This is a genomic window from Sphingomonas hankookensis (assembly GCF_028551275.1).
Lineage (GTDB): Bacteria > Pseudomonadota > Alphaproteobacteria > Sphingomonadales > Sphingomonadaceae > Sphingomonas > Sphingomonas hankookensis_A.
Map to the genome: position 1 here is coordinate 3,399,636 of NZ_CP117025.1, position 18,973 is coordinate 3,418,608.

The 18,973-nt window shown below is 65.8% G+C and carries 18 protein-coding genes and 1 tRNA gene; 8 read left to right on the plus strand and 11 right to left on the minus strand.

The genetic code is table 11. The annotated features are described in order from the left end of the window. Nucleotides 1-159: 159 nt before the first annotated feature. From nadC to PPZ50_RS16175, 3 genes are read left to right on the plus strand one after another with little or no spacing between them, the layout of a single operon-like run. Nucleotides 160-1,002 carry a carboxylating nicotinate-nucleotide diphosphorylase gene (gene nadC / locus PPZ50_RS16165; protein WP_272815499.1) on the plus strand — a complete coding sequence of 281 codons (843 nt, stop codon included), beginning with the start codon at nt 160-162 and terminating at the stop codon, nt 1,000-1,002. Between the two features lie 30 nt (nt 1,003-1,032). Further along, a complete protein-coding gene (locus tag PPZ50_RS16170; RefSeq protein WP_272815500.1) occupies nt 1,033-1,464 on the plus strand; it encodes a hypothetical protein in 432 nt (143 codons plus the stop codon). After that, on the plus strand, nt 1,464-2,180 hold the full coding sequence (locus tag PPZ50_RS16175; RefSeq protein WP_272815501.1) for a ribonuclease T2: 717 nt from the start codon (nt 1,464-1,466) through the stop codon (nt 2,178-2,180). The genes PPZ50_RS16170 and PPZ50_RS16175 overlap by 1 nt, the downstream gene beginning before the upstream one ends. Before the next feature lie 46 nt (nt 2,181-2,226). On the opposite strand, the gene PPZ50_RS16180 is transcribed toward PPZ50_RS16175, so the two are convergent. Together PPZ50_RS16180 and PPZ50_RS16185 are read right to left on the minus strand one after the other, a co-directional pair. Next, nucleotides 2,227-2,652: a DUF4112 domain-containing protein gene (locus PPZ50_RS16180; protein ID WP_272815502.1), complete on the minus strand. Its 426-nt coding sequence runs from the start codon at nt 2,650-2,652 to the stop codon at nt 2,227-2,229. Between the two features lie 5 nt (nt 2,653-2,657). Then, nucleotides 2,658-4,049 carry an ABC transporter substrate-binding protein gene (locus PPZ50_RS16185; protein ID WP_272815503.1) on the minus strand — a complete coding sequence of 464 codons (1,392 nt, stop codon included), beginning with the start codon at nt 4,047-4,049 and terminating at the stop codon, nt 2,658-2,660. Between the two features lie 422 nt (nt 4,050-4,471). Here PPZ50_RS16185 and PPZ50_RS16190 point away from each other — a divergent pair. From PPZ50_RS16190 to PPZ50_RS16200, 3 genes are all read left to right on the plus strand, one after another. Continuing rightward, a protein-coding gene (locus PPZ50_RS16190; protein WP_272815504.1) for an IS5 family transposase occupies nt 4,472-5,229 on the plus strand; the annotation gives its coding sequence in 2 pieces (ribosomal slippage) (nt 4,472-4,805 and nt 4,805-5,229; 759 coding nt in all). Nucleotides 5,230-5,598: 369 nt separating this feature from the next. Then, entirely contained in the window at nt 5,599-6,720 is a 1,122-nt protein-coding gene (locus PPZ50_RS16195) for a tyrosine-type recombinase/integrase (RefSeq protein ID WP_272815505.1), read from the plus strand. A gap of 82 nt (nt 6,721-6,802) precedes the next feature. Continuing rightward, a protein-coding gene (locus PPZ50_RS16200) for an IS630 family transposase (protein WP_272815506.1) occupies nt 6,803-7,746 on the plus strand; the annotation gives its coding sequence in 2 pieces (ribosomal slippage) (nt 6,803-7,139 and nt 7,139-7,746; 945 coding nt in all). Nucleotides 7,747-7,867: 121 nt separating this feature from the next. On the opposite strand, the gene PPZ50_RS16205 is transcribed toward PPZ50_RS16200, so the two are convergent. The 8 genes from PPZ50_RS16205 to PPZ50_RS16240 all read right to left on the minus strand — a co-directional run bounded on the left by PPZ50_RS16205 (nt 7,868) and on the right by PPZ50_RS16240 (nt 14,997). After that, a tRNA-Leu gene (locus PPZ50_RS16205) sits at nt 7,868-7,953 on the minus strand. A gap of 37 nt (nt 7,954-7,990) precedes the next feature. Then, complete coding sequence (mmsB, locus tag PPZ50_RS16210) at nt 7,991-8,878, minus strand: 3-hydroxyisobutyrate dehydrogenase (RefSeq protein WP_272815507.1); 888 nt, start codon at nt 8,876-8,878, stop codon at nt 7,991-7,993. 11 nt (nt 8,879-8,889) lie between these two features. Further along, nucleotides 8,890-9,666: an enoyl-CoA hydratase gene (locus PPZ50_RS16215; RefSeq protein ID WP_272815508.1), complete on the minus strand. Its 777-nt coding sequence runs from the start codon at nt 9,664-9,666 to the stop codon at nt 8,890-8,892. 121 nt (nt 9,667-9,787) lie between these two features. Beyond that, entirely contained in the window at nt 9,788-10,828 is a 1,041-nt protein-coding gene (locus PPZ50_RS16220; protein WP_272815509.1) for an enoyl-CoA hydratase/isomerase family protein, read from the minus strand. Beyond that, nucleotides 10,825-11,964, minus strand: a complete 1,140-nt coding sequence (locus tag PPZ50_RS16225) for an acyl-CoA dehydrogenase family protein (protein ID WP_272815510.1) — start codon at nt 11,962-11,964, stop codon at nt 10,825-10,827. The genes PPZ50_RS16220 and PPZ50_RS16225 overlap by 4 nt, the downstream gene beginning before the upstream one ends. Further along, complete coding sequence (locus PPZ50_RS16230) at nt 11,961-12,356, minus strand: RidA family protein (RefSeq protein WP_272815511.1); 396 nt, start codon at nt 12,354-12,356, stop codon at nt 11,961-11,963. Before PPZ50_RS16230 ends, PPZ50_RS16225 begins: the two co-directional genes overlap by 4 nt. Continuing rightward, complete coding sequence (locus PPZ50_RS16235) at nt 12,353-13,285, minus strand: polysaccharide deacetylase family protein (RefSeq protein WP_272815512.1); 933 nt, start codon at nt 13,283-13,285, stop codon at nt 12,353-12,355. The genes PPZ50_RS16230 and PPZ50_RS16235 overlap by 4 nt, the downstream gene beginning before the upstream one ends. Before the next feature lie 182 nt (nt 13,286-13,467). Continuing rightward, the gene (locus PPZ50_RS16240) at nt 13,468-14,997 is read right to left on the minus strand and encodes a CoA-acylating methylmalonate-semialdehyde dehydrogenase (RefSeq protein ID WP_272815513.1); all 1,530 of its coding nucleotides are present in this window, start codon (nt 14,995-14,997) and stop codon (nt 13,468-13,470) included. Between the two features lie 132 nt (nt 14,998-15,129). Here PPZ50_RS16240 and PPZ50_RS16245 point away from each other — a divergent pair, with 132 nt between their 5' ends. Further along, nucleotides 15,130-15,408, plus strand: a complete 279-nt coding sequence (locus PPZ50_RS16245) for a DUF2798 domain-containing protein (protein WP_066691389.1) — start codon at nt 15,130-15,132, stop codon at nt 15,406-15,408. A 22-nt stretch (nt 15,409-15,430) separates the two neighbouring features. Here the strand turns inward: PPZ50_RS16245 and PPZ50_RS16250 are convergent, their stop codons facing one another. Next, nucleotides 15,431-17,389 carry a metallophosphoesterase gene (locus tag PPZ50_RS16250; protein WP_272815514.1) on the minus strand — a complete coding sequence of 653 codons (1,959 nt, stop codon included), beginning with the start codon at nt 17,387-17,389 and terminating at the stop codon, nt 15,431-15,433. A 213-nt stretch (nt 17,390-17,602) separates the two neighbouring features. On the opposite strand from PPZ50_RS16250, the gene PPZ50_RS16255 reads away from it, so the two are divergent. After that, entirely contained in the window at nt 17,603-18,835 is a 1,233-nt protein-coding gene (locus tag PPZ50_RS16255; protein WP_272815515.1) for a glycoside hydrolase family 27 protein, read from the plus strand. The last annotated feature ends 138 nt before the right edge of the window (nt 18,836-18,973 follow it).

Genomic DNA, 18,973 nt, shown 5'->3' on the forward strand with positions numbered 1-18,973 from the left:
CGCCTGCACGTCTCTACCGACCACCGCCACACCCACCGCGCAAACGCGCCACTAGTGTGAACTTAGTGAACTTTGACCCGCGAACCGCTCGCAAAAGGCCCTGTCACCGCCCGCCGCCCGCCTCTATACCGCCCCCTCCCCCAGCCCGGACCCCGCCCCATGATCCCCGGTTTCGACCTCCCCGCCTTCGTCGCCGCGACCCTTGCCGAGGATATGGGCGAGGCGGGCGACATCACCGCCGCCGCGGTCATCCCGGCGGATGCCGTGTTCACCGGCGTCATGGACAGCCGCGACGCGATCACCGTCGCGGGGCTGGACATCGCCGCCGCCTTCTTCCGCCATCTCGATCCCGGCGCGACCATCGAACCGCTGGTCGCCGATGGCGATGCCGTGCCGGCCGGGACCGCGCTGATGCGGCTGCGCGGCAATGCGCGGGCGCTGCTGACCGCCGAACGCTCGGCGCTCAACACCGTCCAGCATCTCTCGGGCATCGCCACGCTGACCGCGACCTATGTCGCCGCGATCGCCGGCACCGGCGTGACCCTGCTCGACACGCGCAAGACCATTCCCGGCCTGCGCAGTCTCGAGAAATATGCGACCCGCATGGGCGGCGCGACCAACCACCGCATGGGGCTATGGGATGCGGCGATGATCAAGGACAATCACGTCGCGGTCGCCGGGTCCGTCGGCGAAGCGACCGCCCGTGCCAAGGCGGCCGGCATCGACCGGATCATCGTCGAGGTCGATTCGATCAGCCAGATCGAACCCGCCCTTGCGGCAGGCGCGACGCATCTGCTGCTCGACAACATGGCCCCGCCGATCCTGCGCACCGCCGTCGCGCTGATCGCCGGGCGCGTGCCCGCGGAGGCATCGGGCGGCGTCCGGCTCGACACCATCCGCGCCATCGCCAAAACCGGCGTCACCTACATCAGCGTCGGCCGCCTGACCCAGTCGGCCCCGGCGGCCGATATCGGGCTGGATTTCACCCTCGACGCCGCATAACCAGCTTCGGCTGTTTCAGGGGGAGCCTTCATGCGTCCGTCTTCGATCGTCCGGTTCGACCGGCTCTATCTCGCCTCGATCGCCGTCGGGCTGATCGGCAACATCCTCGAATGGCCGCTGACCATGGCGCGGCTGGCGGAAAATCCCGACACGGCGGCGCTCGGGTCGACCGCGGCGGTCGCGGCCGGCGGCATGATCGCCATCGGTGTCGTCATCGCGCTGCTGCTGTGGTTCTTCATCGCCCGGCGCGGCAGCAATGTCGCCAAATGGATCCTCGTCGTCTTCACCGTCTTCGCGATCGGCAGCCTGGTGCTGGGCTTCACGACCGGCGCGGTGATCCTCGACGCCGGCGGCATCGTCCGCCTCGTCGCGGTCGCGTTGCAGACGGCGGCGGTCGCCTTCCTGTTCCGCCCCGACGCCGCCGCGTGGTTCGCACCCGCCATCGTCGACGAGGATATCTGATGCGTCTGGCCCTCACCCTCCTTGCCCTGCTCGCCCCCGTCACGGCACAGGCGCAGACGCTGCAATGTTCGGTGCCGGCGCAGATCGAACGCCCGCGCCCCGACCTGCCGACGCCGCAACAGCCGCGCCGCGTCCTCCCGATCGGCAGCTATACGCTCGCCATCACCTGGAGCCCCGAATATTGCCGCACCCGCCGCGACGATGCGCGGAACAGCTTCCAGTGCGGCGGCGCCAACCGCTTCGGGTTCACACTGCATGGCCTGTGGCCCGATGGCGAGGGCAAGGACTGGCCGCAATATTGCACTACCACCCCGATCCTGCCCGAATCGGTCATCGCCAGGAATCTGTGCGTCACCCCCTCGGCCCAGCTGCTCCAGCATGAATATGCCAAGCACGGCACGTGCATGGGCGTATCGCCCGCCGCCTATTTCGACGAATCGCGCACCCTGTTCCAGCGGCTGCGCTTCCCCGACATGATGGCCCTGTCGCGCCGGCCGAACCTGACCGCCGGACAGATCGCCAGCGCAATCGCCCGGCGCAATCCCGGCATGACCGCGCAGTCGATGCGGATCACCACCAACAAGCGCGGCTGGCTGGACGAAGTGTGGCTCTGCCTCGACAAGCGCCGCCGCTATACCGCCTGCCCCGCGCATCAGGGCGGCGTGACCCCCAACACCCGCGTCAAGATCTGGCGCGGCGGGCGTCAGGCGGGATAGTTTTGCCGGACGTGCCGACGGCACGTCCGGCGCCGCCTTGAACTACCTACCCCTCGACCGTCACCGTGGCGGGATGGTGGCGGTCGAGATGCTTGCGGATGATCCGCAGGTTCCGGGTGTTCGACCGGAAGAAGAAGTCCGGCACCGCCCCGACGATCGGGATCAGCCCCAGCGCCCAGTCGGTCCCGACATTGCCCGCCATCCGCGCCATCTGCCACTTCGACATGCCCAGGTTGCGGGCCTCCCACAGCATGTAGCTGCCCATCGCCGCACCGATGAAGCTGCCGACCACGGGGATGAAGTTCAGCAGGAAGTCGAGCCCGACCGGATGGTTCGTGCCGGGAATGGTCATCGACCGTTCCATCAGCCGCTCGATCGCCACCACGCGGCGGCGCACGGCGTCGGGGTTCTTGTCGAGATGCCCGGCAATCTGTTCGAACAGTTCGGGCGAGATACGGGTCGGCTTTGCCATGGACCCTAATTGGTGTCGCCGCGCAGATGGTTCAACGGATGCACCGCGCGCGCATTGGTCTGGAACGCGCGCAGCCGCGGCGCGACCAGCGCCCAGCGCCACGGCCGCGCAACCGGCACGAACGCTACGTCCGCTGCCATCGCCGCATCCGCCGCCGCCAGCCGCTGCGCGCGTTCGGGCAGGTTGTCGGCGTCGCGCGCCGCCGCGATCAGCGTCATCGCGTCCATCGAACAGGTGCGGCACGCCGTCGCCAGATACCATCGCGCGCTGTCATAGGGTGCGACCCGGTCGACCAGCCGCAGATCGGCCGGCGCGGTCATCGCCACCCGCTCGCCCGAGATCCCGATGCGCGACAGCGCGACCGCGACCCGCCCCCACAGCAAAGTGGCGCCCGGCCCCCTGGGCAGGGCGACGCGCAGCCGCACCGGCTGGCCATAGGCGGTCACCTGCGCCCGCGCCGTCGCCCAGCGTTGCTCCTCGGTCAGGTTGCGCCATGCCGGCAGCGCCGGGTCCGCCGCCGAATCGAGCCGTTCGGGCAGCAGCGTATCCGCCTGCCCCCAGCCTGCATCGATCGCGCCGGGCAGGTTCGCACTCTGCACCGCCATCGCCACCGCCGCCCGGCCGAGCGCGCTCGACAGGAACCCGTCGCGCGCGACAAAGGCAAAGCCGAACAGCCCGCGTGCCGGATCGACCCGCACGTCCGCCGGCCGGGGACTGGCGGCGGCGACCAGCGGCCAGTCGGCAAAGTCTCCGCCCAGCACCAGGTCGCTGCGCTTGCTCGCAAAGCGCGCCACCGCCAGCGCCGCCCGCGCACCGCGCAGCCGGACTTCGTCGGCGGCGACCGTCGCCGGCCCTTCCGGATCGGCCGGCGCGCGCAGCCGGATGCCCTCGCCCCGCAACCGGCGCAGCGGGCCGGTGCCTTGCGGCCCGCGAATTACCGCCAGTTCGGGCTGGGCCAGCAGCGTCAGCAATTCGGTATTAGGGCGCTTCAACCGCACCTCGATCACCTGCGGCGTCATCGCCACGATCTCGTCGATCGACCGCAGGAACGGGGTCAGCCGATGTCCCGCCTCGACCCCCACCGCGCGGCGCAGCGCCACCACGACCTGTTCGGCGGTGACCGGACGCCCGTCGCTCCAGGTCGCATCGCCCAGCCGAAAGATGTAGCTGCGCCCGTCATCGACCATGTTCCAGCGCTCGGCCAGCCCCGGCTCGACCTGCCCCGCGGCATCGAAACGCACCAGCCCCTGCGCCAGCGCGCTGCGCAACAGCACGCGCTCGGCATCGCCCTTCACGCCGTCCTCGATCGCATCGACCACCACCGGCCGCTCGTCGTTCCCGCCATCGCAAGCGCCGAGCGCGAACAGCAGGGGAGCGAGGATCAGGATGCGCGCCATGCCACCTCCATGCTGGTACGGACGGCGGGACTTGAACCCGCACTCCCGATGGGAAGCGGATTTTAAGTCGCGCATTGGAGGATTGCAAACCGCTACGTTTCGTTACGAAAAGGACGTGTTATCTATAGTTTAAGCACCGAACGGGGATCAAAACGCTTCGAGGTTTTTGCGGTCGTTTGCGGCGAATTGCGAACATAGTTACACCGGAATTACCACCACGGACGCCCTACGGTTGCCTGCACGCGAGACGATGGCGTGTCTCACCTATTTCGCATTTGCCGGGTACCGCCCTGCGAATTGACGATCTAACGGTTGCACTGATCCGCTGTCTTTTGCAGACGGAACGCCCCGTCTCCTCGTTAGGGTCAGGACCCATTGATATGAGGATCGCGATCTGATTCAGGCTCTGCGAGGAGACCCGAATGAGCGACCTTTTTTGGCTGACGGACGAGCAGATCGAGCGGCTGCGGCCGTTCTTTCCCAAGAGCCACGGCAAGCCGCGTGTCGATGACCGGCGGGTGCTCAGCGGCATCGTCTTCGTCAACCGCAACGGGCTGCGCTGGCGAGACGCGCCAAGCGCGTATGGTCCTCACAAGACGCTGTATAACCGGTGGAAGCGCTGGGGCGAGCGAGGCGTATTCACGCGCATGATGGAGGGGCTGGCGGCGGTCGATGCGGAGCCCAAGACCGTGATGATCGACGCGACCTACCTGAAGGCGCACCGCATGGCATCAAGCCTGCGGGTTAAAAAGGGGATCTCGGCCGCCTTATCGGCCGCACCAAAGGCGGCATGAACACAAAGCTCCATGCCATCGCCGACGCGAACGGGAGGCCCTTGAGCTTCTTCATGACCGCGGGCCAGGTCAGCGACTACACCGGGGCGGCCGCGCTGCTTGATGACATGCCTGCGGCACAGTGGCTGCTCGGTGATCGCGGCTACGACGCCGACTGGTTCCGCGACGCTCTCCAGGCCAAGGGCATTGAGCCCTGCATACCGGGTCGCAAATCCCGCAACGAGCCGGTCCGATACGATAAGCGCCGATACCGGCGCCGCAGCCGCATTGAGATCATGTTTGGCCGCCTCAAGGACTGGCGCCGCGTCGCAACCCGCTACGATCGCTGCCCGACCGCCTTCTTCTCCGCCATCGCCCTCGCTGCCACCATCATCTTCTGGCTGTAATCAACGAGTCCTGACCCTAGATATTGGGCTGCTTCGGCGCGCGTCAGCCGCCCCTCGGTGCCCTGCACAGCATCCGACAAACCAATCTTCGGCATAGCCACAACCTCTCAATCGCCAATTTTGGCCCAGATAGCGCTACGATTTCCGATGTCAACCCGCACATACCGCGGACACGCCCAATTTAAACAGACAAACTGAAAGATACTCGATATTACTTTTACAACATAACGAAAATTAGTACTTCTATCCTATAATTCTAATTCAGCTATTTTGTTTCTGTTGTCTAAAGTTTCTGCCTTTTGTCCGCGATCAAGCGAATCGTTGACTTATACGGAATTTGCGCCATCTTCGTCCACGAACGGAGTTGCTATGGCTATAAAATTCAGAAAGCTGACGCGGGCGAAGATCAAGGAACTGACGGTTGGCGCGTCCATCACCGAACACGGCATCACGGCGACCGGGTTGAAGGGCGGTGATGTCCGATACGCCGTGAACATCATGGTGGACGGGCTTCGGATTCACCGCGCCATAGGGAAGGCAAGCGAGGGCGTCACCCGTCAGCAGGCGGAGGACGCTATCGAACTGCTTCGCACCCGCGCTCGCGAAGATCGCCTTGGCTTGCCGACAGGTCGAAAGACGCACCGCATGTTCGAGGAAGCTGCCACGGGCTACCTTGAAGGGTTGGAACAGGGCACAGGAAAGAACCTGACTGCGAAACGCCGACAGCTTGTCACGCATTTGATTCCGGCATTCCGTAAAAACCGGGCGGACAAAATCACCACGCAGATGGTGCAAAGCTATGTGCGGGATCGCCTCTCCACGGGCGCTGCACAGGCCACGGTGAACCGCGAACTTGCCACCCTTTCCCATCTCTTCAAACGCATGATTGAATGGAAGTGGATCAAGGCGGAGGATACTCCATTGGTGTCCAAGGGTGCCGAACCACCCAAAGCGATTACGGTCCTAAGCGACGCTGACGCAACGGCGCTGCGGCATGCGGCGATTGGGGATCAAGACGGATTGCTGCACCTATTTGTGGAATTGGGCTTGGGTACAGCTATGCGTCATAGCGAAATCCTCGGCATCCGTTACGATCAGATCGATTTCAATGCGCGGCGTATCTACCTCGCGAGGGCGAAAGCCGGACCGCGTCAGCAGCCCATTACGCGAAGCCTCGCCGCTATCATTGCCGCTGCCCGCGAGCGAGCGCAGGACAAATCAGGATGGGTCTTTCCGTCGCAGCGCAATGCTAAGGACGCAACGCATCGCCTTAGCATGGCAAAGCAGTTCAAGCGGGCTGTCGAACGGGCTGGCCTATGTCCCCAGCGGGTAACGCCGCACGTCATGCGACATACCGTCATTTCCCAACTGGCCCAAGCGGGCATCGATCTACCGACAATTCAACAAATCAGTGGGCACAAAACCTTGGGTATGGTCATGCGATACGTCCACATTCACGGCACCCATATCGACAATGCGATTAGAGTCTGAATCGTCTGGGTTGAATCGAAGGGGGATTCACACGGCGCAAGAAGTCTGATTCAAGCTGCTGGCCGTGCGGAGGTCGGCAGCTGTGGGTCGAGCCTATTCGGATGATCTGCGTGAGCGGGTAGCGGTGTCGGTACTGAATGGCCGGTCGTGTCGGGCGACAGCCGAGCTGTTCGGCGTCAGCGTATCGAGTGCGGTGAAGTGGTCTCAGCGCCGCCGGGCAACGGGCAGCGCCGCGGCCCGGCCGCCGGGACGCAAGCAGCCACGTTCGCTGGCGGCCGAGCGCGCGTGGCTGCTGGAGCGGCTGGCGACCAAGCCGGACGTCACGCTGCGCGCGCTGGTGGCGGAACTGGGTGAACGCGGTGTGGTGACGAGCTACGGTTCGGTGTGGCGGATCGTGCGCGAGGCCGGGATCACGTTCAAAAAAAGACGCTGATCGCCCGCGAGCAGGACCGGCCCGCGGTTGCCAGGCGCCGCGCACAATGGCGCAAGTATCAAGGCCGGATCGATCCCCGCCGCCTCGTCTTCATCGACGAAACCTGGGCCAAGACCAACATGACGCGCCTGCGCGGCTGGTGCGCTCGCGGCCTGCCGCTGGTCGACAAGGTGCCGCACGGCCACTGGCGCACGCTGACCTTCCTGGCGGCGCTCCGCTGCGACCGGATCGACGCGCCGCTCGTGCTCGACGGCCCCATCAACGGCGAGAGTTTCACCGGCTATGTCGAGCAGTTCCTGCTGCCGACCCTCTCGCCCGGCGATATCGTCGTCATGGACAATCTGGGCAGCCACAAGGGCAAGGCCGTGCGGCAGCTCATCCGCTCCGTCGGCGCCAGGCTCCTGTTCCTGCCGCCCTACTCGCCCGACCTCAACCCCATCGAGCAGGTCTTCGCCAAGCTCAAGACGCTGCTCCGCAAGGCCAACACCCGATCGGTCGAGGCGACATGGAAGCAGATCGGCTCCCTCCTCGATGCCTTCCCACCTCACGAATGCGCCAACTATCTCAGCAACAGCGGGTACGCGTCAGCTTAGATGGATCAAACTCTAGCGTACTCGATTCGACCCCCACCGCCGTTACACCAGAATTACCACCGGTTCCCGAAACCGATGCCTTTAATAAAGCTGCCTAACCGCAAAAACAGCGGAAAACCGCTGGTACGGACGGCGGGGGTCGAACCCGCACTCCCGATGGGAAGCGGATTTTAAGTCCGCTGCGTCTACCGATTTCGCCACGTCCGCAGGCAAGGGGCGTTCCAAGCGGATCGCCGCGCTGCCGTCAAGCCGCGCCCTGTCGCAGCGCCTGGATGATCCCGGAGAAATCGGTCGCGGCGTTGCCGTCCTCCACGAAGCGGGCATAGAGTTCGGCGGCACGCGCGCCCATCGGCGTGTCGGCGCCTGCCCCCGCCGCCGCCTGCATGGCGAGCCGCAGGTCCTTGAGCATCAGCGCGGCGGCGAACCCGCCCTGAAACCCGCGATCGGCGGGCGTTTCCGGCCCCACGCCCGCGACCGGGCAATAGCTGGTCATCGACCAGCACTGGCCCGAACTGACCGACGAAATGTCGTAGAAGGTCTGCGGGTCCAGCCCCAGTTTCTCCGCCAGCGCGAACGCCTCGCAGGTCGCGATCATCGACGCGCCGAGCAGCATGTTGTTGCACATCTTGGCGGCCTGGCCCGCGCCGCTTGTCCCCGCAAGGATTACCGCCTTGCCCATGTCGGACAGGAACGGTTCGGCCTTGGCAAAGGCCGTATCGCTCCCGCCGACCATGAAGGTCAGCGCGCCGGCATTGGCGGCAGCGATCCCACCCGATACCGGCGCGTCGACCGCGTGCAGCCCCTTCGTCCGGGCGGCTTCGGCGACCTTCCGGGCGGTATCGACATCGATCGTCGAACAATCGATCAGCACCGCGCCGGTATCGACCGCATCGAACAGCGCATCGTCATAGATTTGCGCGACATGGGCACCGGCGGGCAGCATCGTCACCACCGCCTGCGCACCGCTGGCGGCCTCCACCGCATCGGCTACGACCAAGCATCCCGCCGCCTTCGCGCGCGCCAGCGCCTCGGCGGACAGGTCGAACGCGCGGACGTCATGCCCCGCCTTCGCCAGATTGGCCGCCATGCCCCAGCCCATATTGCCGAGGCCGATAAAGCCGATGCGTGCCATTGCGTGCTCTCCTACCGCCCGGTCCAGTTGCCGGGGCGCTTCTCGACAAAGGCGGTCATGCCTTCCTTCTGGTCCGCCGTGCCGAACAGCCCATGGAACAGGCGGCGTTCGAACTGGACGCCCTGCGAGAGCGTCGTGTCGAACGCGGCGTTGACCATTTCCTTGTTCGCCTTGACCGCCAGCGGGGCCATGGCGGCGATCGTCTGGGCAGTCTTCACCGCTTCCTCGACCAGATCGTCGGCGGGCAGGATGCGCGCGACGAGGCCGCAGCGTTCCGCTTCCTCCGCGCCGATCATCCGCCCGGTCAGGCACATTTCCATCGCCTTCGCCTTGCCAACCGCCCGCGCCAGGCGCTGCGATCCCCCCATGCCCGGCGTCACGCCCAGCTTGATCTCGGGCTGGCCGAACTTCGCGGTGTCGGCGGCCAGGATGAAGTCGCACATCATCGCCAACTCGCACCCGCCGCCCAGCGCAAAGCCGGCGACGGCCGCGATGATCGGCTTGCGGGTACGGGTGAAGGCGTCCCAGCCGCTGAAATGGTCGCCGCCATACATGGCCGCGAAGTCCATTTCCTGCATCTCCTTGATATCCGCGCCGGCCGCAAACGCCTTCGCTGAGCCGGTAATGACCGCGCAGCCCTGCGTCGGATCGGCATCGAAGGCGCGCATGGCGTCGAGCAGTTCGGACAGGATCTGCGCATTCAGGGCGTTCAGCGCCTGCGGCCGGTTCAGCGTCACCAGCGTCACCGCATCGCGGCGCTCGACGAGGATGGTTTCATAGTCGGACATGGAAGCTCCTAACGGATCGTCATTCCGGCGCAGGCCGGAATCCATGGACAGGCAACGTCGTCGATAGAATCGCTGCCTTCCGACACAATGGATTCCGGCCTTCGCCGGAATGACGGACAAGTCATTGCGGTTGCCATTCGTCATCCGCACTTAGCGGCGCGAAGATGCGGTCGATCATATGGACGCTGACCGCGTCCGGCGTGGCCGGGTCCCATTTGGGTGCGTGATCCTTGTCGATGATCACCGCGCGGACGCCCTCGACAATGTCGGGACGCTGTACGATGCGGGTAACGACGGCATATTCCTGCCGCATCTCGTCCTCGAAGGTCGGCATGGTCGCACCGTCAAGCAGCAGCTTCAGCGACACCTTGCACGACAACGGCGACCGCCCGCGGAGCGTCTCCAGCTGCTTGGCCGCCCAGTCCGATCCATCGGCTTCCAGCGCCGCCAGCACTTCCTCGAAATCGTCGCTGGCGAACAGCCTGTCGATCGCCTCGCGCTGCGCGAGAATCGGCGCATCCCCCGGCGACATCGCATGGCCGGACAGGATCGCCTCCGCCGCCATCGGATCAGCGGCAATCGCCTGCTTGACCGCATCCAGCGTCTCGGCCGGCAGCAGATGCGTCGCCAGCCCCAGCGCCAGCATCTCCGCCCCGTCCAGCCGCGCACCGGTCAGCGCGAGATACTGCCCGATGCGCCCGGGCAGGCGCGACAGATACCAGCCGCCCCCGACATCGGCGAACAGGCCGATCGCGGTTTCCGGCATGGCGAAACGGCTGTTCTCGGTCGCGACCCGCAACTTGCACGGTTGCGAAATGCCGACCCCGCCGCCCATCGTCACCCCGTCCATGAACGCCACGGTCGGCTTGGCATAGGTGAACAGCCGGTGGTTCAGCCGATATTCGGTCGCGAAGAAGGCGCGCGCGGAGACGCCATCCCCCGCGCTGCTTTCCGCGATCATGCGGATATCGCCGCCGGCACAAAAGCCGCGTCCCTCGGCATGATCGATCAGGATCGCATGGACGTCGGCATCGTCGCGCCACTGCTCCAGCGCGGCGAGCATGGCGTCGCACATCGCGTGGTTCAGCGCATGCAGCGCCTTGGGCCGGTTCAGCCGAATCCGGCCGGCATGGCCGTCGACCATGGTCAGCACGTCGCTCATTTCAGCAGGTCCCGCCCGACGATCATCCGCATCACCTGGTTCGTGCCCTCGAGGATCGAATGGACGCGCAGGTCGCGCCAGAAGCGTTCGATCGGATAGTCCATCAGATAGCCATAGCCGCCATGCAACTGCAGCGCCTGATCGACCACCTTCGATCCCGTGTCGGTGGCGAAGCGTTTCGCCATCGCGGCGAAGCGCGTCTTGTCGGGTGCGTTGGCGGTCACCTTGGCCGCGGCGGTATAGAGCAGCGCGCGGGCGGCCTCCAATTCGGTCGCCATGTCGGCCAGCGTGAACTGCGTGTTCTGGAAGTCCGCAATCGGCTTGCCGAACTGCTGGCGCGCCTTGGTATAGGCGAGCGCCTCGTCGAGGCAGCGTTGCGCCCCGCCCAGCGAGCAGGCACCGATATTCAGGCGCCCGCCGTCCAGCCCCTGCATCGCAATCGAGAAACCCTGCCCCTCGGCACCGACCATATTGGTTGCCGGCACGCGGACCTGATCGAGGATCACCGCGCGCGTCGGCTGCGAATGCCAACCGAGCTTGCGTTCGTTCGCGCCGAACGAGACGCCCAGCATGTCCTTTTCGATCAGCAGGCACGAAATACCCTTCGGCCCCTCACCGCCGGTGCGGACCATCACGAGATAGACGTCGTTGTCGCCCGCGCCGGAGATGAACTGCTTGGTACCGGTGACGATATAGTCGTCGCCATCGCGCAGCGCCTTGGTCTTCAGCGCCGCGGCGTCCGATCCCGACGACGGCTCGGTCAGGCAATAGCTGGCGAGCTTGTCCATGGTCACGAGGTCGGGAAGGAAGCGCGCCTTGAGCTCGGCCGACCCGAACGCATCGAGCATCCACGCCGCCATGTTGTGGATCGAAATGAACGCGGAGGTCGACGGACAGCCATAGGCCATCGCCTCCATGATCAGCGCCGATTCCATCCGGCCAAGCCCGATGCCGCCCGATTCCTCTGACACATAGATCGCCGCGAAGCCCAGCTCCGCCGCCGCCTTGATCGTGTCGCGCGGGAAGATGTGCTTTTCGTCCCATTCGGCGGCATGGGGCGTGATCGCATCCGCCGTGAACCGGCGGGCCAGCTCCTGAATTTCGCGCTGGTCGTCGGTCAAATCGAACTGGGTCACGCTTCACTCTCCATTATCGCTTCGGCCTCGATCTCCACGCGCCATTCGGGGCGGAGGAGCGCTGCCACAACCAGCATCGTCGCGGCAGGCCGCACGCTGCCGAAAATCCTGCCATGCACCCGCCCCACCGCATCGGCATCGGCCGGGTCGGTCAGATACATGCGCGTGCGGACCACATCGTCGATCCGCCCGCCCAGTTGCTCGATCGCCTGCGCGATGATCGCGAAGCAGCGTTCCGCCTGTCGCGTTGCGTCACCCGGCGTGCTGCTGCCATCGGCCTCGACCGGAGCCGTACCTGATACGAGGATGCGGTCGCCGACACGCACCGCCCGGGCAAAGCCGATCGCGGCCTCATAGGGCGAAGTGGAGGCAGTGTGTCGCCGCGCCGTCACTTCGCCTCGTGCAGCACGCGCTGCCGATAGAGGGGGTCGGCGATCGACAGCGTGTTGCGCTCGTACCAGCGCGGCGCCGGCACGCCCTTTTCCCACGCCATCGCCTCCAGCCGGTTGCCCTGTGCCGACGGAGTATCGGGCTGCGCCTTCGCGATCGGGTCGCGATAGGCCGCGTCGGCGGTCACGATCTCCCATCCCTTCGCCCGCAGCCCGGCGACCAGGTCGGCGATCCAATAGGCGGCAAGGTCGGTTTCGTGCAGCAGCATCACCTGCACCGGCTGCCGCCCCAGTGCCTTGCGGGCGAGGGCGTCGGCAAACTCGGCGGATTGGACATGAGTCTCCACATAGAGGTCGCGCAGGGCGGCCATGTCGATCGGCTTGCCCACCTTGCGCGCGTCGGCGGTCAGGTTTTCGATGTTCCAGTCCGACCCGTCGACCGTGACATAGCCGTTCGACAGCTTGCGCGCGGCAAGTCCGGCGCGAACCGCATCGCGCTTCGCCTTGTCGGTGCCGCCTTCATCGAGGAAGGGAAAGCGGAACCATGGACGCAGCCCCCGGCGGCCCATCAGCCAGCCGCTCGCCCGATCAATATCGGCGAGATAGGCCTCGGCCGTCATCGACTTGAGCGCGGGGTGGCTGAAGCTGTGGTTGGCGATGACGTGCCCCGCCCGGACATAGGCCGCGATCCGCCGCTCGCCCCCCACCCCGTCCGGCGTCGCCAGATTGCCCGGCACGACAAAGAAGGCGGCCTGCCGCACCTTCGCCTCGCGCAGCCCGGCGATGATCCGCTCGGTCCGTTCGTCGGGCGTCAGAAACGGTCCGCGTGAGCGCGGCGCATCGTCGAAGGTCAGCGCGATACGTTTCTGGGCGATGGCGGGGACGGCCGTCGCCAGCACCATCAGCATGGCCATGATCAGACGTCGCAGCATCTTAGCAATCCCCTCGGGCACAGCGTGACCAGTCGACATGGTGCGATTAGCCCCCCTTCTCGTCACCCCGGACTTGATCCGGGGTCCCGCTTTTTCTCGTCCGCCGCAGAAGGAGCGGGACCCCGGGTCAAGCCCGGGGTGACGGGGAGAGGCGATGTCGGGACGCACGTGACCGACCATCTTCACCCCATCGTGGGAATGACGAACGCATCCTGCGTCCGCGCCGCCGCGCCGTCCTCGGCCTGGGTGCCCATCGCCGATCCGTCGGGCCAGCGCTGGGTGATCGTCTTCACCTTCGTCCAGAAACGCACGCCTTCTTCGCCATGCTGGTTCACGTCGCCGAACGCGCTGCGCTTCCACCCGCCGAAGCTGTGATAGGCGACCGGCACCGGGATCGGCACGTTGATGCCGACCATCCCGACATTCACGCGGGCCGCAAATTCGCGCGCGGCGTGGCCGTTGCGGGTGAAGATCGCGACGCCGTTGCCGTACTGATGCTCGCTCGGCAGGCGTACGGCGCTTTCAAAATCGTTCGCGCGGACGATCTGAAGGACGGGGCCGAAGATTTCCTCGCGATACGATTCCATCTGCGGCGTGACATGGTCGAACAGCGTCGGGCCGATAAAGAAGCCGCGCTCATGGCCCTGCAGGCTGAACCCGCGTCCGTCGACCACCAGTTCGGCGCCTTCCTCGACACCCTTGGCGATCCAGCCTTCGACCCGCGCCTTGTGCTGGGCGTTGACCACCGGGCCGTAATGCGCCTCGGCATCGGTCGACACCCCGACGCGCAGCGCGGCGATGGCGGGAATCAGCTTCTCCCGTAGTGCCTCGGCGGTCTTGTCGCCGACCGGCACCACGACCGGCAACGCCATGCAGCGCTCGCCCGCCGATCCGAACGCCGCACCGGCCAGATCGGCAACCACCTGGTCGAGATCGGCGTCGGGCATGACGATGCCGTGGTTCTTGGCCCCGCCCATCGCCTGCACGCGCTTACCCGCCGCGACGCCGCGCTTGTAGACATAATGGGCGATGTCGGACGACCCGACGAAGCTGACCGCGCCGATCGCCGGATGGTCGAGGATTGCGTCGACCACCGTCTTGTCGCCATGCACGACCTGCAGGATGCCCTCCGGGGCGCCCGCCTCCAGCATCAGTTCAGCGAGGCGCACCGGCACCGATGGGTCACGCTCGCTGGGTTTCAGGATGAAGGCATTGCCGCACGCGATGGCGACGCCGAACATCCACATCGGGATCATCGCCGGGAAGTTGAACGGGGTTATGCCCGCACCGATACCCACGGGCAGCCGCATCGAATAGACATCGATCCCCGGCCCGGCGCCCTGGGTGTAATCGCCCTTCAGCAAATGCGGCACGCCGCAGGCGAATTCGATGACGTCGAGGCCGCGCTGGATATCGCCTTTGGCGTCGGCGATCACCTTGCCATGCTCACTCGACAGCAGTTCGGCCAGCTCCTGCATGTTCGCTTCGACCAGCTGCTTGAACGCGAACAGCACGCGGGCGCGCTTTTGCGGGTTGGTCGCGGCCCAGCCGGGCTGCGCGGCCTGCGCCGCCGCCACCGCGCGGTCGAGATCGGCGGCGGTGCCGAGGCGGACATGCGCCTGCACCTCGCCGCGATTGGGATCGAACACCGCGCCCGTCGCGCCGTCCGTTGCCGTCTTTTCGCCCGCGATCACATGATCGATGACCCGCATAGTCTCTCCTGTCGGCTCGCGGTGGCTGGTCTGTCGCCGACTCATCCGCGTGTAATTTTATTGCTTCTGGCATAGCCGTACCCAGCGGGCAATCGCCGGAACCAGATTCCGGCGCGGTCGCTTGGGGCTGCGATGAACGACACCTCTCCCCCGGCCCGCGCGCAAGAGACGGTGAAGGTCCGGTCGCGCTTTCGCTACCGCCTGACCTCTTCGGTCATCAACGCACTGATCTTTTCCTCACTGATCGGCGCGGTCAGCGCGCTGGTTCGGGTGGGGCCTGCGGGCTTTTGGGACGCGTTCGTTCAGGGCGCACCGATCGGCTTCATGACCGCGCTTCCCGCCTCGCTGCTGGTCGTGCCGCTGGTGCAGCGGCTCGTCGACCGGCTGTTCGGCATCGACCCGCCCGAATGACGGGAAGCGCGGGCAATCACCCCTACCCCAGCTTGAACTCATCGAACTTGATCGGATCGCGCGCCGGATAACGCGTGTCGAACGCATAGGAGGTGACCAGTCCGGTCGCAGTATCGAACACGGTATAGGCGGTGATGTCGTTGCTGGTCAGGAACGGCACGTTCTGCGTCGCGCCGGCCAGCTCGACCTGCGGGTTGCGCAAGGTCGGCAGCGCCATCGGCCGGTCGTGGGGATCGTCCTCGCGCGGGTAATCGTCGGGGTTCCAGCGCAGCGAGGTAAGGCTGGCAACCTGCGCCTCGGTCGGCGGACCCGAACGGCGCGGCGACAGGTTGCTGACATAGGCGCCATAGCTGTTCCCGACGTTCGACGTCTCGATATAGTGCATGTTGCCGACCTTGCTGCGGCACCACAGATGCGAATGGCCGACCTGCACCAGCTGCACCCCCGCCGCGGTCAGCAGCGGTTCGATATCGCTTCGCCACAGGTCATTCGACAGCGGATAGTCATATTTGACGTAGCGCATCCGCCCGGCGTCCAGCACCGGCTGAATCTGCCCGTTCCATGTCGCGCGGTCGATCGGGAAGGCGAACGGCCCCATGGTGCGGATCGCACCGGTCGCGTCAGTGTACTCGAACGTCGCCTCGGTCTGCGCCATGACCGGCGTGGCATTGTCGCCGAGGCCGAACACCGACTGGTGGACGAGCACGATCTTGTACTTGGCCGAACGGAAGGCGTCGCTGGCCAGCACTTCCTGCAACCACTGATATTGCCGTGATCCTCGCGCAAAGGGATGGAACTGGAAATCGCCGAAGCCCCAGGCGGACGGATCGTTGATCGCCGCCGTCGCCTCGGTCAGCTTGCCGCGGCTGTTGGCGGTCCAGCTGCGCCAGATGCGGTTGCCGTCCATCGCGATCAGGAAGGTGTCGCCGATCCGCTGCGCATAATAGCGCCCGCCCTCCGGCCCCTGCGGCAGGGTGAAGATCTCCTCGTAGGAAATCGTCTCGTAGCTATTGTCCTGGATCCAGCGTTCGCGGATCGCGGCGTCGCCCGACGGGTTCACCGTCGCCGCGACGCGGTCATAGCGCAGCTCGGCATACCAGCGCGGCTGCGGATCGTTGAACATGGCGTTCAGGTTGTTCGCCGGGTTCCACCGCCCCGAATATTCGTGGTTGCCGAGGATCGGATAGATCACTCCGCTCTGGAGCAGCGGCCCGCCGGTATAGGTCGATGCCGGCTGCCATTTGCGCATCGTCCCCTGCAACGCGCCGAAGAACGGCGGCAGGTTGAGCGTGCCATTGTCGAACCATTCCAACGCCCGGTTGGGCACGTTGACCAGATCGCCTGCGAACAGCACGACGTCGATCGGCGCCAGCGTCTCCGCCACGCGTTCGTAATTGGCCGACGCCATCTTCTTGAGCTGCAGGTCCGACGTCAGCAGGAACCGCGTCGCCTGTCCCGCCGCCGGCAGCGGTTGCAGCGTGCCTTCGCTGCTGCGCATCGTCTTGTTGCCGTCGCTGCTGATCGCGACATAGCGCTGCCGCCCGGCCGATGCCGACAGGCCGGTGACGACCGCTTCGTGCCGCCAGATGTCGCGCTGGGTCAGCCCCGCATAGCTGCGGCCGGTAACGGTCGAGCTGGCATCCTCATACATCCGCGACAATTTGGTCGAGGTCGCCAGCACCTGCTGCCCGAACCCGCTGCCGTAGCGGACGGCATGGTCCCTGCCCCGGAATTCGGTGAACCACACCACCCGCACCGAATCGGTGGTCGGCAGTTGCAGGAACGGTTCGGTCAGCACCAGCGGCTCGGCGACGAACGTCTCGGTCGGCAGCGCCGCGCTGGTCGGGGTCGGCGTGGGAGTGGGCATCGGTGCCGGCCCGGCGATCAGCCCGCTGCCGCCATCGTCGCACCCGACCAGCAACCCGCTGGTCGCCGCCGCGATCAACCACCCCGTCCGCTTCGTGAAACTGCGCCGATCCATGTTCGCCCCCATGCCGTTCGCTCGAACGTCGCTACGCAGCGGCGATGACGGGGGCGTAACGAGCCCGTGACAGTTCGAGGACGCCCATAACGCGCGGCTATGCACTCATGCCCGAGCGCCGTTCGTCGCGCGCCATTGACAACGCAGTCAGATTAATAAGATAAATTGATTGCATAAATCCGGACGACTGCGTCATGGGTCAAGGAGAGGCAGATGCCGGCACGTTTTTCGACCATCCTCGCCATGCTCTGCGCGGGAGTGTGCGCCGTTCAGCCGGCCGCAGCGCAGGAGGTGCTGGACACCGATCCCAACACGCTGGCCCCGTCGAAGGACCACAAGCGCATTCCCAACGGCCTGGCGCAGACGCCGCCGATGGGGTGGAACAGCTGGAACAAGTTCGCCTGCAACGTGAACGAAAAGGTCATCCGCGCCACCGTCGACGCCATCGCATCGAACGGCATGCGGGAAGCGGGCTATGAATATGTCGTGATCGACGATTGCTGGCATGGGATGCGCGACGCCAACGGCTTCATCACCGAGGATCGCGAGCGCTTCCCGAGCGGACTGAAGGCGCTGGGCGACTATATCCATAGCAAGGGGCTGAAGTTCGGCATCTATTCGGATGCCGGCACCAAGACGTGCGGCGGTCGGCCCGGCAGCCAGGGGCATGAGTATCAGGACGCGATCCAATATGCCCGCTGGGGGGTCGATTACCTGAAATACGACTGGTGCTCGACCGGGGTCCGCAATGCCGAGGAAGCCTATGCCACCATGGCCGACGCGCTGAAGGCGAGCGGCCGGCCGATCCTGTTCTCGATCTGCGAATGGGGCAACAACCGGCCGTGGCTGTGGGGCCAGAAGATCGGCAATATGTGGCGCACGACCGGCGACATCACCGACAAATGGACCGGTAAACATAATTACAGCTGGGGCGTGGCGTCGATCGTCGACATGAACGAGCCGCTCTGGCCCTATGCCGGACCAGGCCACTGGAACGACCCCGACATGCTCGAAGTCGGCAATGGCGGCCTGACCGACACCGAATATCGTGCGCATTTCTCGCTCTGGGCGATGATGGCCGCACCGCTGATCGCGGGCAACGACGTGGCGACCATGAACCAGGCGACGCGCGACATCCTGCTCAACCGCGAGGTGATCGCAGTGGATCAGGACAGGCTGGGCCAGCAGGGTCGCCGCGTGGCGCGCGACGGCACCAGCGAGGTGTGGGTCAAGCAGATGGCCGATGGCGGGCGTACTTTGCTGTTGTGGAACCGGGGCGAGACGCCGGCGCGGATCACCGCCGAGTGGACGACGCTGGGCCTGCCCGCCGACGTCCGGTTGAAGGCGCGTGACCTGTGGACGCACAAGGATCTGGGCCGGATGGCGCGGCGGTACAGCGCGGAAGTCGCGCCGCATGGCGTGGCGATGGTGCGGTTGAATCCTTAGGGTTGGCCATCGACCTTTCGTCACCCCGGACTTGATCCGGGGTCCCGCTTCTACCGACGCTGGCGTCCAATCAATATTGACCGGACGGCATCCCAGCGAAGGCTGGGATCTCCCGGTGGCAGCACGGCGCAGGAGCCG

Excerpts from the sequence above, each read along its gene's own strand:
- PPZ50_RS16235 (WP_272815512.1), bottom strand. The coding sequence starts at position 13,285 with ATGCTGCGACGTCTGATCATGGCCATGCTGATGGTGCTGGCGACGGCC.
- PPZ50_RS16180 (WP_272815502.1), bottom strand. The coding sequence starts at position 2,652 with ATGGCAAAGCCGACCCGTATCTCGCCCGAACTGTTCGAACAGATTGCC.
- PPZ50_RS16255 (WP_272815515.1), top strand. The coding sequence starts at position 17,603 with ATGCCGGCACGTTTTTCGACCATCCTCGCCATGCTCTGCGCGGGAGTG.
- PPZ50_RS16250 (WP_272815514.1), bottom strand. The coding sequence starts at position 17,389 with ATGGATCGGCGCAGTTTCACGAAGCGGACGGGGTGGTTGATCGCGGCG.
- nadC (WP_272815499.1), top strand. The coding sequence starts at position 160 with ATGATCCCCGGTTTCGACCTCCCCGCCTTCGTCGCCGCGACCCTTGCC.
- PPZ50_RS16245 (WP_066691389.1), top strand. The coding sequence starts at position 15,130 with ATGAACGACACCTCTCCCCCGGCCCGCGCGCAAGAGACGGTGAAGGTC.
- PPZ50_RS16195 (WP_272815505.1), top strand. The coding sequence starts at position 5,599 with ATGGCTATAAAATTCAGAAAGCTGACGCGGGCGAAGATCAAGGAACTG.
- PPZ50_RS16185 (WP_272815503.1), bottom strand. The coding sequence starts at position 4,049 with ATGGCGCGCATCCTGATCCTCGCTCCCCTGCTGTTCGCGCTCGGCGCT.
- PPZ50_RS16170 (WP_272815500.1), top strand. The coding sequence starts at position 1,033 with ATGCGTCCGTCTTCGATCGTCCGGTTCGACCGGCTCTATCTCGCCTCG.
- PPZ50_RS16215 (WP_272815508.1), bottom strand. The coding sequence starts at position 9,666 with ATGTCCGACTATGAAACCATCCTCGTCGAGCGCCGCGATGCGGTGACG.
- mmsB (WP_272815507.1), bottom strand. The coding sequence starts at position 8,878 with ATGGCACGCATCGGCTTTATCGGCCTCGGCAATATGGGCTGGGGCATG.
- PPZ50_RS16220 (WP_272815509.1), bottom strand. The coding sequence starts at position 10,828 with ATGAGCGACGTGCTGACCATGGTCGACGGCCATGCCGGCCGGATTCGG.
- PPZ50_RS16175 (WP_272815501.1), top strand. The coding sequence starts at position 1,464 with ATGCGTCTGGCCCTCACCCTCCTTGCCCTGCTCGCCCCCGTCACGGCA.
- PPZ50_RS16240 (WP_272815513.1), bottom strand. The coding sequence starts at position 14,997 with ATGCGGGTCATCGATCATGTGATCGCGGGCGAAAAGACGGCAACGGAC.